Annotated in this window: 11 protein-coding genes; 4 read left to right on the forward strand and 7 right to left on the reverse strand. The window is 71.1% G+C overall.

The genetic code is table 11. The features are described 5' to 3' along the window. Window positions 1-23: 23 nt before the first annotated feature. The 6 genes from clpB to HHX37_RS03670 all read right to left on the reverse strand — a co-directional run bounded on the left by clpB (window position 24) and on the right by HHX37_RS03670 (window position 7457). Window positions 24-2615 (reverse strand): ATP-dependent chaperone ClpB, encoded by a 2592-nt coding sequence (gene clpB, locus HHX37_RS03645; RefSeq protein ID WP_182872907.1) that lies wholly within the window; start codon window positions 2613-2615, stop codon window positions 24-26. A 40-nt stretch (window positions 2616-2655) separates the two neighbouring features. After that, window positions 2656-3003 (reverse strand): heat shock protein transcriptional repressor HspR, encoded by a 348-nt coding sequence (locus HHX37_RS03650; protein WP_117409136.1) that lies wholly within the window; start codon window positions 3001-3003, stop codon window positions 2656-2658. A 4-nt stretch (window positions 3004-3007) separates the two neighbouring features. Continuing rightward, on the reverse strand, window positions 3008-4186 hold the full coding sequence (gene dnaJ, locus HHX37_RS03655; protein WP_182884482.1) for a molecular chaperone DnaJ: 1179 nt from the start codon (window positions 4184-4186) through the stop codon (window positions 3008-3010). Window positions 4187-4264: 78 nt separating this feature from the next. Then, window positions 4265-4915 (reverse strand): nucleotide exchange factor GrpE, encoded by a 651-nt coding sequence (gene grpE / locus HHX37_RS03660; RefSeq protein WP_117409138.1) that lies wholly within the window; start codon window positions 4913-4915, stop codon window positions 4265-4267. Next, entirely contained in the window at window positions 4912-6786 is a 1875-nt protein-coding gene (dnaK, locus tag HHX37_RS03665) for a molecular chaperone DnaK (protein ID WP_117409139.1), read from the reverse strand. The genes grpE and dnaK overlap by 4 nt, the downstream gene beginning before the upstream one ends. A gap of 188 nt (window positions 6787-6974) precedes the next feature. Then, window positions 6975-7457, reverse strand: a complete 483-nt coding sequence (locus HHX37_RS03670; RefSeq protein ID WP_117409140.1) for a hypothetical protein — start codon at window positions 7455-7457, stop codon at window positions 6975-6977. A 70-nt stretch (window positions 7458-7527) separates the two neighbouring features. Here HHX37_RS03670 and HHX37_RS03675 point away from each other — a divergent pair, with 70 nt between their 5' ends. Together HHX37_RS03675 and HHX37_RS03680 are read left to right on the forward strand one after the other, a co-directional pair. Continuing rightward, entirely contained in the window at window positions 7528-8256 is a 729-nt protein-coding gene (locus HHX37_RS03675; protein WP_117409141.1) for an ABC transporter ATP-binding protein, read from the forward strand. Further along, the gene (locus tag HHX37_RS03680; RefSeq protein WP_182884483.1) at window positions 8253-8987 is read left to right on the forward strand and encodes an ABC transporter permease; all 735 of its coding nucleotides are present in this window, start codon (window positions 8253-8255) and stop codon (window positions 8985-8987) included. Before HHX37_RS03675 ends, HHX37_RS03680 begins: the two co-directional genes overlap by 4 nt. An 88-nt stretch (window positions 8988-9075) precedes the next feature. On the opposite strand, the gene HHX37_RS03685 is transcribed toward HHX37_RS03680, so the two are convergent. Next, a complete protein-coding gene (locus tag HHX37_RS03685; protein ID WP_182884484.1) occupies window positions 9076-10647 on the reverse strand; it encodes an alpha/beta hydrolase in 1572 nt (523 codons plus the stop codon). 238 nt (window positions 10648-10885) lie between these two features. Between HHX37_RS03685 and proC the strand changes: the two genes are divergently transcribed. Together proC and HHX37_RS03695 are read left to right on the forward strand one after the other, a co-directional pair. Next, window positions 10886-11680: a pyrroline-5-carboxylate reductase gene (proC, locus tag HHX37_RS03690; protein WP_117409144.1), complete on the forward strand. Its 795-nt coding sequence runs from the start codon at window positions 10886-10888 to the stop codon at window positions 11678-11680. 151 nt (window positions 11681-11831) lie between these two features. Then, complete coding sequence (locus tag HHX37_RS03695; RefSeq protein WP_182884485.1) at window positions 11832-12995, forward strand: acetoin utilization protein AcuC; 1164 nt, start codon at window positions 11832-11834, stop codon at window positions 12993-12995. Window positions 12996-13026 lie beyond the last annotated feature (31 nt).

Below are 13026 nucleotides of genomic sequence, written 5' to 3' on the forward strand. Positions count from 1 at the left end.
TTGCCGCAATGGTGGAGAAGACCTTACCGAGCGGGCCCGATCTTCAGCGTGTCTCCCGCCTCGTCGATGTCGACGATTACCTCGTCGCCGTCCCGGATGGCTCCCGACAGCAGTTCCTTGGCGAGCCGGTCGCCGATCGCCGACTGGATCAGGCGGCGCAGCGGGCGCGCGCCGTACAGCGGGTCGTAGCCGGTCAGCGCGAGCCAGTCCCGGGCGGCGGGGGTGACCGTCAGCCTCAGCCGCCGGTCGGACAGCCTCTTGGCGAGCCTGGCGACCTGCAGGTCCACGATCTGCGACAGCTCCTCGGTGCCCAGCGCGTCGAACACGATGATGTCGTCGAGCCGGTTGAGGAACTCGGGCTTGAACGAGGCCCGCACCGCGTTCAGCACCGCCTCGCGCTTGCTCTCGCCCTCCATCGTGGGATCGACGAGGAACTGCGAGCCGATGTTCGAGGTGAGGATCAGGATGGTGTTGCGGAAGTCGACCGTGCGGCCCTGCCCGTCGGTGAGCCGGCCGTCGTCGAGCACCTGGAGCAGGATGTCGAAGACCTCGGGGTGGGCCTTCTCGATCTCGTCCAGCAGCACCACCGTGTACGGCCTGCGCCGTACGGCCTCGGTGAGCTGGCCGCCCTCCTCGTACCCGACGTAACCGGGCGGCGCGCCCACCAGCCGGGCGACGCTGTGCTTCTCGCCGTACTCGCTCATGTCGATGCGGGTCATGGCCCGCTCGTCGTCGAACAGGAACTCGGCGAGCGCCTTGGCCAGTTCGGTCTTGCCGACGCCGGTCGGGCCGAGGAACAGGAAGGAGCCGGTCGGCCGGTCGGGGTCGGCGATGCCGGCCCGGGCCCGCCGTACGGCGTCGGAGACGGCCTGCACGGCCTCACGCTGGCCGATGAGGCGCCTTCCGAGCTCGTCCTCCATCCGCAGCAGCTTGGCGGTCTCGCCCTCCAGCAGCCGCCCGGCGGGGATACCGGTCCACGAGGAGATGACCTCGGCGATGTCGTCGGGGCCGACCTCCTCCTTCACCATCGGCTCGGCCTCGGCCTCCGCCGACTCGGCGGCCCTGGTGGCCTCGGCGAGCTCCTTCTCCAGGCGGGGCACGTCGCCGTACATGAGCCGGGACGCGGCCTCGAAGTCGCCGTCGCGCTGGGCCCGCTCGGCCGCGCCGCGCGCCTCGTCGAGCTGCTTCTTCAGCTCGCCGACCTTGTTGAGGCCGGCCTTCTCCCGCTCCCACCGGCTGACCAGAGCGTTGAGGTCCTCCTGGCGGTTGGCCAGCTCCTCGCGGAGCTTCTCCAGGCGCTGGCGGCTGGCCTCGTCGGTCTCCTTCGCGAGCGCGAGCTCCTCCATCTTCAGGCGGTCCACGCTCCGCTGGAGCTGGTCGATCTCCACCGGCCGCGAGTCGATCTCCATGCGCAGCCGCGACATCGACTCGTCCACCAGGTCGATGGCCTTGTCGGGCAGGTAGCGCGCGGTGATGTAGCGATCGGAGAGCGTCGCGGCGGCGACCAGCGCGCTGTCGGAGATCTGCACCTGGTGGTGGGCCTCGTAGCGGCCCTTGAGCCCGCGCAGGATCGCGATCGTGTCCTCGACGGTCGGCTCGCCGACGTAGACCTGCTGGAAGCGCCGCTCCAGCGCCGGGTCCTTCTCGATGCGCTCGCGGTACTCGTCGAGCGTGGTGGCGCCGATCATCCGCAGCTCGCCGCGGGCCAGCATGGGCTTGAGCATGTTGCCCGCGTCCATCGCGCCCTCGGCCGCGCCCGCGCCGACCATCGTGTGCAGCTCGTCGATGAACGTCACGATCTGGCCGTTGCTCTCCTTGATCTCGGTGAGCACGGCCTTGAGGCGCTCCTCGAACTCGCCGCGGTACTTCGCGCCCGCGACCATCGCGCCGAGGTCGAGCGCCACGAGACGCTTGTTGCGCAGGCTCTCGGGCACGTCGCCCGCGACGATCCGCTGGGCGAGGCCCTCCACCACGGCGGTCTTGCCGACGCCGGGCTCGCCGATCAGCACAGGGTTGTTCTTGGTGCGGCGCGACAGCACCTGGACGACCCGGCGGATCTCGCTGTCGCGACCGATGACCGGGTCGAGCTTGCCCGCCCTCGCCGCCTCGGTGAGGTCGACGCCGTACTTCTCCAGCGCCTGGTACGTGTCCTCCGGCGTCTCGCTGGTCACCCGCGCGTGCCCGCGGACCTTCTCGAACGCCTCAAGCAGCGCGTCGGGGGTGGCGCCCACGCCCTTCAGCAGGTCGGCGACCTGTCCTCCGTCGGTCGCCAGCCCGACCAGCAGGTGCTCGGTCGAGACGTACTCGTCTTCGAGCTGCTTGGCCCGCTGGGCGGCCGTGTTGATCACGGTCAGCAGCTGGCGGGAGCTGGACGGCGCGCTCACGGTGGAGCCCTGCGCCTTGGGCAGCCGGCTCAGCAGTTCCTCGGCCTGGGCGCGCAGCCTCGCCGGGTCCGCGCCGACGGCCTGCAGCAGCGAGGCGGCGATGCCGCCGTTCTGCGCCAGCAGGGTCGTCAGGAGGTGGGCGGGCGCCACCTCGGGATTGCCGTCGGCCGCGGCGCGGCGCACGGCCGCCGACAGGGCCTCCTGGCTTTTCTGGGTGAACTTGTAGTCCATATGACGATGCCTCGATTCCCCGTAAAGGCAGGTGGCAGGTTCAGGCAGGTGGCAGTTCGTAGCGGACCAGGGCCCGCACCATCGTGAGCTCACCCCGCAGCCGCGTGACCTCCTCGCGCAGGCGCAGGTTCTCCGTCTCCAGTTCGAGAATGCGCTTGATGCCGGCGAGGTTGATGCCGTGCTCCTGGGAGAGCCGCTGGACCTCGCGCAGCAGCACGATGTCCCGGGTGGAGTACAGCCGTCCCCGCCCCGCCGTACGGCCGGGGCTGACGAGGCCGAGCCGGTCGTACTGGCGGAGCGTCTGCGGATGCAGCCCGGACAGCTGGGCGGCCACGGAGATCACATAGACAGGTGTGTCGTCGGAGATGTCGAAAAACCTGGCATCCATCGGCTCACTCGCTTCTGGCCTGCTTGATCAGCTCTTCGCGGAGGTCCGGCCCCTCGGTCGCGTTCCTGAACTCCTCAAGGGCCGCGCGGGCCTTGTCGTCCAGGTTCTGCGGCACCATCACCTGGACGGTGACCAGCAGATCGGCCTTGGTGCCGTCCTTGCGCGGGGCCCCGCGCCCGCGCACCCGGAAGGTCCGCCCGTTCGGCGTGCCCTCGGGGATTCGGAGGGTCACCGGCATGCCCTTGAGCGTCGGCACCTTGATCTCGGCGCCGAGCGCGGCCTCGGGGAAGGTGACGGGGACCGTGACGGTTAGGTTCTCCCCGCTGCGGCCGAACACCGGGTGCGGCTTCACGTGCACCAGCACGTAGAGGTCGCCCGCCGGGCCGCCGTTCTCACCCGGCGCGCCCTTGCCCTTGATCCTGATGCGCTGGCCGTCGCCGACCCCGGCGGGAATGCGCGCCTGGATCGTGCGGGTGCTCTTGCCGCGCCCGCTGCCCTCGCAGACGGGGCAGGGGTCGTCGACCACCAGGCCCCGGCCGCGGCAGTCGCGGCACGGCTCGGAGAAGGCGAAGTTGCCGAGGTTGCGGCTGGCGGCCCCGGTTCCCTCGCAGGTCGGGCAGACCCTCGGCGTGGTGCCGGCCTTCGCCCCCGTGCCGCCGCAGGCCGCGCAGGCGGACGAACTGGTGAGCCGGAGCGACACCGTGGTGCCGTCGACCGCCTCGCCGAAGGCGAGCGTCACCTCGGACTCGACGTCCTGGCCGCGCCGTGGCCGGCCGGTGGTGGTGGTGGTCGTGCGCGGGCCGCCGCCCCGGTTGAACAGCCCGCCGAAGAGGTCCCCGATCCGTTCGCCCGAACCCGAGCCCCCGAACAGGTCGCCGAGGTCGAAGTTGAAGCTGCCGCCGCCTGGCCGCTGGCCACCCGCGCCGGTGAACCCGCCCACGCCGGACCCGAAGAGCGTGCGCGCCTCGTCGTACTCCTTGCGCCGCTTGGCGTCGGAGAGCACGTCGTAGGCCGCGGAGACCTCCTTGAACTTCTCCTCGGTCTGCTTGTTGCCGGGGTTCGCGTCGGGGTGGTACTGCCGGGCGAGCTTGCGGTACGCCTTCTTGATTTCCTCGGCGCTCGCGGTCTTGGGCACACCAAGGACGGCGTAGTAGTCCTTTTCCAAGTAGTCCTTGGTGCTCATCTATCGCTTCCTTCACACGAAAGGGGAGTGACTGAGGTCTCTCCCGATCCTTCCCGATCGGGAGAGACCCCGGGCTGTTCAGTTCTCGTCGGATCCATCGGCGGCGCCGGAGTCGTCCGCCGCGTCGCGCGGCGCCTCCTCCTCGCTCGGCTCGGCGACGGCCACCCGGGCCGGGCGCAGGATCCGGTCGTTGATCCGGTAGCCCGGCTGGAGGATCTCGACGCACGTCGGCTCCGTCACCTCCGCCGAGTAGCTGTGCAGCAGGGCCTCGTGCACGGTCGGGTCGAAGGGGTCGCCCTTCGTGCCGTACGTGGCCAGGCCCAGCTTGCCGACGGCCGCCTCCAGCGACTCGCTCACCTTCGCGAAGCCGCCGGTGAGCTCGCCGTGGTCGCGGGCGCGCCCGATGTCGTCGAGCACCGGCAGCAACTCGGTGAGCACGCTCGCGACGGCCTGCTCCTTGACGGTGATCCGGTCGCGCTCGACCCGCTTGCGGTAGTTGCTGAACTCCGCCTGCAGGCGCTGGAGATCGGCGGTGCGCTCGGCGAGCAGGTCCGCGGCGGACCCGTCGGCCGCCACGGCCTCCGGCTCCTGGGCGACGGAGGAGGACTCCTCCTGCGCCACGCCGTCGTCCGCCGTGGTGGCCTCGCGGGCCCTGCCGGTCTCCGGGTCGATCTTGCGGTTGTCGCGGATCACCGGCTCCTCCCCGGAACCGTTCTCACGCGGGCTCACTTGGTGCCGCCCTCCCGCTCGTCGTCGACGATCTCGGCCTCGACGACGTCCTCGTCGGCCTTCGCCTGCTGGCCCCCCGCACCGGCGTCCGCGCCGGGCGCGGCGCCCTCGGCTCCGGCCGCCTGGGACTGGGCGTAGATCGCCGAGCCCATCTTCTGGCTGACGGTCGCGAGCTTCTCGGCGGAGTCGCGGATGACGGCCGTGTCGGTGCCCTCCAGAGCCTTCTTCAGCTCGGCGAGGGAGTCGTTGACCTCGGTCTTCACGTCGGCCGGGACCTTGTCGTCGTTCTCGCGGAGGAACTTCTCCGTCTGGTAGGCCAGCGCGTCCGCGTTGTTGCGGACCTCGGCGTCCTCGCGGCGCTTCCGGTCGTCCTCGGCGTAGGACTCCGCCTCGCGCATCATCCGCTCGATGTCGTCCTTGCCCAGGGCCGAGCCGCCGGTGATGGTCATCGACTGCTCCTTGCCCGTGCCGAGGTCCTTCGCCGACACGTTCACGATGCCGTTGGCGTCGATGTCGAAGGTGACCTCGATCTGCGGGATGCCGCGCGGGGCCGGGGCGATGCCGGTCAGCTCGAAGGTGGCGAGCTTCTTGTTGTACGCCGCGATCTCACGCTCGCCCTGGTAGACCTGGATCTGCACCGACGGCTGGTTGTCCTCGGCCGTGGTGAAGACCTCCGAGCGCTTGGTCGGGATCGTCGTGTTGCGCTCGATGATCTTGGTGAAGATCCCGCCCTTGGTCTCGATGCCGAGGCTCAGCGGGGTCACGTCGAGCAGCAGGACGTCCTTGACCTCGCCCTTGAGGACACCGGCCTGGAGCGCGGCGCCGATGGCGACGACCTCGTCCGGATTCACGCCCTTGTTGGGCTCCTTGCCGCCGGTCAGCTCCTTGACCAGCTCGGAGACGGCCGGCATGCGGGTCGAGCCGCCGACCAGCACGACGTGGGCGATGTCGGAGACCTTGACGCCGGCGTCCTTGATGACCTGGTGGAAGGGGCCCTTGCAGCGTTCGAGCAGGTCGGCGGTGATCCGCTGGAACTCTGCCCGGGTCAGCTTCTCCTCCAGGTGCAGCGGACCCTCGGAGGAGGCGGTGATGTAGGGCAGGTTGATCGTGGTCTCGGTCTGCGCCGACAGCTCGATCTTCGCCTTCTCGGCCGCCTCGCGCAGGCGCTGGAGGGCCATCTTGTCCTTGGCCAGGTCGACCCCGTGCGCGTTCTTGAAGCGGGTCACCAGTTCGTCGACGACGCGCTGGTCCCAGTCGTCGCCGCCGAGGTGGTTGTCACCGCTGGTCGCCTTGACCTCGACGAACCCGTGCCCGTCCTCCTGGCCGACGTCGAGCAGGGACACGTCGAAGGTGCCGCCGCCGAGGTCGAAGACCAGGATGGTCTGGTCCTTCTCCTTGTCCAGGCCGTAGGCCAGGGCCGCGGAGGTGGGCTCGTTGATGATGCGCAGCACGTTGAGGCCCGCGATCTGGCCGGCCTCCTTGGTGGCCTGCCGCTGCGAGTCGTTGAAGTAGGCGGGAACGGTGATCACCGCGTCGGTGATCTTCTCGCCCAGGTACGCCTCCGCGTCCTGCTTGAGCTTCTGCAGGACGAAAGCGCTGATCTGCTGGGGCGTGAACTTCTTGCCGTCGATCTCGACGGTCCAGTTCGTGCCCATCTCACGCTTGACCGAGCGGATGGTGCGGTCGACGTTGGTCACCGCCTGCCGCTTGGCCACCTCGCCGACGAGGACCTCTCCGTTCTTCGCGAACGCGACCACGGACGGCGTGGTCCGCGACCCCTGCGCGTTCGCGATGACCGTGGGCTCGCCGCCCTCGAGAATCGAGACGACGGAGTTGGTCGTCCCCAGGTCGATACCTACCGCACGTGCCATGAGTACGTCCTTGTAGTCAAAGTTGAGTCGGTCAGACTCAGATGATGGACCCGATCCGGGTTCCTGTCAAACGTCTTGAGTCTACGAGGCTCAACCCCGGGGCGCGCGGATTTAGTCCCCGCATCCGCGATTCCGCACCACGTCCGCGCCTGCCCCATCCAGGGCGAAGCTCACGGCCCGGCTTCGCCCTACTTGGCGCCGTCCACCACCTTCCGGTCGCCCAGAGGGGACTCGAGCCGCACCTGCGTGGTCTTCCGGATGGCGATCGCGATGCAGACGGCGTCGGGGGAGCGCCGGTCCTGCCCCTCGTACACGGTGACCGTCACCTCGCGCGCGGTCTCCTTCACGTCGACGTGGTCGAGCACCTGGCAGGGCTCCACACCCGACCACCACACGACGTCGAGAGAGCGGCCGCCGTCCGCGGGCGTGGCGCTCTCCCACGGGACCGCGCGCGTGTTCAGGGTGGGCCCCGCCGGCGTCACGGGGGACGCGGAGGCGCCGGGCGCGACGGTCCCGGCCCCCGGCGGGACGACCGGAGCCGGAGCCGACTGGGGACCCGTCCCGGCGCCGGAGGGCGAGCCCTCCGGCTGCTCGGGGTGGGCCGAGGTGGAGGACGCCCCTCCGCAGGCGACCGCCAGGAACAGGAGGGCCACGAGCCAGAGCTTTCTCATGTCCCTTACACGGCTGTCAAGCGCCGGTGGTTCATTGACGTGCCGGGCTGCGCGGGCTTAATTTCATCACATGATGAATTTATCGGCTCCCGCGGTCGCCGTACGCGGTCTGCGGGTGTCCAGAGGTGGGGCGGAAGTGCTGCACGGGCTGACCTTCGAGGTGCCCCGAGGTCAGGTCACCGGGCTGCTCGGGCCGAGCGGCTGCGGCAAGACGACGCTGATGCGGGCAGTCGTCGGGGTCCAGGTCGTCTCAGGCGGGGAGGTGACCGTGCTCGGCGAGCCCGCCGGGAGCGCGGGACTGCGGCGCAGGATCGGCTACTCGACCCAGAGCCCGGCCGTCTACCGCGACCTGACGGTGCTGGAGAACCTCCGCTACTTCGCCGCCGTGCTCGGGGCGCCGAAGGACGACCCCGAGCGGGTGCTGGCCGAGGTGGGACTCGCGGACGCCGCCCACCAGCTCGGCGCCACCCTCTCCGGCGGTCAGCTCAACCGGGCCGGGCTCGCGGTGGCCATGCTCGGCCGGCCCGAACTGCTCGTGCTCGACGAGCCGACCGTCGGGCTCGACCCGGTGCTGCGGCAGGAGCTGTGGGCGCTGTTCCACCGCCTCGCCGAGCGCGGCGCGACGCTCCTCGTCTCCAGCCACGTCATGGACGAGGCCGCGCGCTGCGAGCGGCTGGTCGTGCTGCGCCAGGGGGAGATCCTCGCCGACGACACCCCCGACGGGCTGCGCGGGCGCACCCGCACGTCCGATCTGGAGGAGGCGTTCCTGCGCCTGATCGCCGAGAGGGCCGCGGCATGAGCCTCGTGATCACTCTTGCCACCGCGCGCCGCATCCTGACCCAGCTCCGCCACGACAGGCGCACCGTCGCGCTGATGGTGCTCGTGCCGACGCTGGTGATGATCCTGCTCTACTACGTGATCGACGACGAGCGGGCGTTCGGCCGGTTCGCTCCGGTCCTGCTGTGCGTGTTCCCGTTCCTGGTGATGTTCCTCGTCACCTCGATCGCCACCCTGCGCGAGCGTACGTCGGGGACGCTGGAGCGGCTCATGGCGATGCCGCTCGGGCGGCTCGACCTCCTGCTCGGGTACGGCCTCGCCTTCGGCCTGGCGGCCTGCGTCCAGGTGGCGCTGGCGCTGGCGGTCTCCCTCACCTGGCTCGGCCTGGACATCCCGGGCCCCCTGTGGCCGCTGGTGCTCGTCGCGCTGCTCGACGCCCTGCTCGGCACCGCGCTCGGCCTGCTGTGCAGCGCGTTCGCCCGTACGGAGTTCCAGGCCGTGCAGCTGATGCCGGTCGTCATGATCCCCCAGGTGCTGCTCGGGGGGATCCTCGTGCCACGCGGCCGGATGACGCCCGTGCTCGAATGGATCTCCGACGTCCTGCCCATGTCGTACGCGATCGAGGCCATGGCGCACGCCTGCGCGGACACCGGCCCGGGCGGCGAGTTCTGGCGCGACGTGGCCCTGGTCGCCGGGTCGGCCGTGCTCGCGCTCCTCCTCGGCGCCGTGACGCTGCGCCGCCGTACGCCGTGAAGCGGCGCCCGGAGACGGACGGGCCCCCGGCCTGTCACAGGCCGGGGGCTCGCCGTGGGGGGTGTATCGGGGGGTGGGCCGGGAGAGGTCAGCGTTCGCCGGGCACCCAGTCGTCGATCTGCGTCGGCGTCGCGTTCAGCGCGGCGGCCCGGGCCGGCGGAACCGGGTCGGCGAACGGCGCGCAGTGCAGGTCCGGCCCCGGACGGCTCGCGGGCAGCGTGCCGTCGGTCAGGTAGGCCTTCCAGGCGTCGTCGACGCAGGCGTTGCCCCGTCCGGTCAGGCCGTGGTTGCCGCCGCCGTCCATAACCACGAGGCGCGAGTTCGGGAAGCGCCTGTGCATCTCGACCCCGCCCTCGTACGGCGTGGCGCCGTCCTTGGTGTCCTGGAAGAACAGCGCGTTCTTGATGAGCCGGCCGTCGATCCGCTGCTCGTGCGCCGCGCGCACCGGCCAGAAGGCGCACTGCGCGTTGAACCAGGCGTTGCCCCAGCTCAGGAAGGGCGCGGCGCGGTACGACTGCCACATGTCCCGGTGCCACCTGGGCCAGTCGCGCGGCCAGCTCGCGTCGGAGCACTCGACCGCGGAGTAGACGGCGAACGTGTTGTCGTCGCCGCTGGAGTCGCCGTACGTGCCGTAGGCGGCGAGAAGCGGAGCCGCCTCACCGGCGGTCAGGTACCGGGACAGCGCGTCCGCGAGCAGCGGCCAGCGGCTCTTGAGGTAGCCGCCCGCCAGGTAGGTGTCGTCGAACTCGTCCGGCCCGACCCGGCCCTCCGCCGGGGTGTCCTTCAGCTTGGCGCGGGCCGCGTAGAACGCCTTCTCCACCTCGTCGCCGGTGGTGCCGAGGTGGTAGGTCGAGTCGTATTGGGCGATCCAGGCGAAGAAGTCCTTGGCGCGGCCCTCGAACGCGTGGTTCTGGTCGATGTTGGCCTCGTACCACACCCGCGAGGGGTTGACGATGCTGTCCAGCACGAGCCGGCGGACCCTGTTCGGGAACAGCGTCGCGTACGTCGCGCCGAGGTAGGTGCCGTAGGAGTAGCCGACGTAGCTGATCTGCTCCTGGCCGAGGGCCTTGCGGATCTGGTCCATGTCGTTGGCCGCGTCGGCCGTGGTCATGTTCTTGAGCAGGTCGCCGTAGATCCGGCCGCACGCCTCCGCGTAGTTCCGGGAGCGCTGGGCCCAGGCCAGCTCCTCGGTGATGTTCGCGGGCACGTAGTCGGGCCGCACCGGGTCGGCGAAGTGCGGGTCGCAGCTCAGCGAGGGCTCGCTGGAGCCGACGCCGCGCGGGTCGAAGCCGATCAGGTCGTACTGCGCGGCGAGCGTGGGCCCCAGCCGCGTCTGCATGACCGCCGGGTACGCGAGGCCGCTGCCGCCGGGGCCGCCGGGGTTGAACAGGATCACGCCCTGGTAGTGGGCCGTGTCCGTCGCCTTCCTGCGGGAGACCGCGATCTTGATCTTCTCGCCCTTGGGACGGCTGTAGTCCAGGGGGACCTCGATCTTCGTGCACTCGACGCCCGTGGGCAGGCCCTCGCACTGGGTCCACTGCGGCGCGGGAGCCGGCGGCGCGTGCTCGGCGCCCGGGGGTGCGCCTGCCGCGGGCGACGCGGCCAGCACGCCGCTCAGACCCAGGCCGGCGGCGGCCAGCGCAACGAGGATCTTCTTCACGTGCACCCCTTCGGCGCCGGTGGCCCCGTCGATGGAGCCGATTCATGGACACCCTCGGCCGATCATCCGGGCAAAAGAGTAGTAAAGCGACACTTGCCGTCACTTGGATGCAAAACCGCAACATTTGTGGTGGGCATGGGATGACGCGAGGTGTCGGAGGCCGCCGGGCCGCGACACGCTCCTCCGGCGGGATCGGTAAGCTGCGCGCAGATCCCGGCGAGTACAGGAAGGCACAGGGATGATCGCGATCCTCGGGACCGGAAAGATGGGCGAGGCCCTGCTCTCCGGGCTGGTACGCGCCGGTCTGCGGCCGGACGAGATCGTGGCGACGGCCCGCAGGCCCGAGCGGGCCGAGGCGCTGCGCGAGCGGTACGGCGTGCGGGTGGCGGGCAACGCCGAGGCCGCCAAGCTGGCCGAGACGCTCATCCTCGCCGTCAAGCCGCAGGACATGGGCGCGCTGCTGGCCGAGATCGCTCCGCACGTGCCCGCCGACCGGCTGGTGATCTCCGTCGCCGCCGGCATCACGACCGCCTTCGTGGAGACCAGGCTCGGGGACGGCGTGGCGGTCGTCCGCGTCATGTCGAACACGCCCGTCCTGGTCGACGAGGCCATGAGTGTCATCTCGGCCGGGGCGCACGCCTCCGAGGAGCACCTCAGGCGCACCGAGGCGCTGCTCAGCCCGGTGGGCAAGGTGCTGCGCATCCCGGAGGCGCAGCAGGACGCCGCCACCGCGCTGTCCGGCAGCGGTCCGGCGTACTTCTTCTACCTCGTCGAGGCGATGGTCGACGCCGGGATCCTGCTGGGCATGCCGCGCGCCGCCGCCCTCGACATGGTCACCCAGTCGATCGTCGGCGCCGCGATCATGCTGCGCGACTCGGGGGAGCACCCGGTGATCCTGCGCGAGGCCGTGACCTCGCCCGGAGGTACCACGATCGCCGCCATCGCCGAGCTGGAACGGCACAAGGTCAGGGCCGCGTTCCTCGACGCGATCGAGGCCGCCTGCGAGCGCAGCCGCCGTCTCGCCTCCGGCTGAGGGCCGTACGCGCGAGCCGTGACGCACGGGCGAGGCGGGGCCCCGCTGTGACGGTCACGCACGAGGCCCGGACACGAGCCGGAGCGACGGCGTCAAGGTCCGGGTACGGGCGATAACGTTCTGGTATGAGTCACTGCGATGGCGTCGCCGCATGAGCCGGGCGGTGCGGGTCGTCTGGGACGACGCCCTGGTCACGTACGACTTCGGGCCCGGCCACCCCCTCGCGCCCGTGCGCGTCGAGCTCACCATGGCGCTCGCCCGCGAGATGGGCGTGCTCGACACGGTCGAGACGACCGGCTGCGTCCCCGCCACCGACGACGAGATCGCGCTGGTCCACAAGCGGGACTACATCGAGGCGGTCAAGACCGTCTCCCGGGACGGCCGCCCCGACCTGCGGTACGGGCTCGGCACCGAGGACAACCCCGCCTTCGCCGGGGTGCACGAGGCGTCCGCGCTGGTCACCGGGGCCACGCTGGCCGCCGCCAGGGCCGTGTGGGACGGTACGGCCGAGCACGCGGTGAACGTCGCGGGGGGCCTGCACCACGCCATGCCCGGCGCCGCCAGCGGCTTCTGCGTCTACAACGACCCGGCGGTGGCGATCGCGTGGCTGCTGTCGCACGGCGCGTCCCGCGTCGCGTACGTGGACGTGGACGTGCACCACGGCGACGGCGTGCAGGCGGCGTTCCACGACGATCCCCGGGTGCTCACGATCAGCCTGCACGAGAGCCCGCGCACGCTCTTCCCCGGCACCGGGTTCCCGCACGAGACGGGCGCCGAGGGCACCGCGGTCAACGTCGCGCTGCCGGCGGGCTGCGGCGACGCCGGGTGGCTGCGGGCCTTCCACGCGGTCGTCCCGCCGTTGCTGCGGCACTTCCGGCCGCAGGTCCTGGTCACCCAGCAGGGATGCGACAGCCACGCACTCGACCCGCTGGCGCACCTCATGCTCAGCCTCGACGGGCAGCGCACGACGTACGCCGCGCTGCACCGGCTGGCCCACGAGACCGCGGGCGGACGCTGGATCGCGCTGGGCGGCGGGGGCTACGAACTCGTCCAGGTCGTGCCGAGAGCCTGGACGCACCTGATCGCCGAGGCCGCCGGGAGTCCCGTCGACCCCGGCACCGCCACGCCGGAGGCCTGGCGGACGTACGTGACGGAACGGACCGGAGAGATCCCGCCGTTGCGGATGACCGACGGGCGGCACCCACAGTGGCGTGACTTCTCCGAGGGGTACGATCCAGCCGACGCCGTCGACCGGGCCGTCATAGCGACCAGGAAGGCGGTGTTCCCCTTCCACGGCCTGGATCCCATGCCCTGACATGTCCGGAATTGCGCCGAGCCGAGGAGCG

The organism is Microbispora sp. H10885 (genome assembly GCF_014161415.1).
GTDB lineage: Bacteria > Actinomycetota > Actinomycetes > Streptosporangiales > Streptosporangiaceae > Microbispora > Microbispora triticiradicis.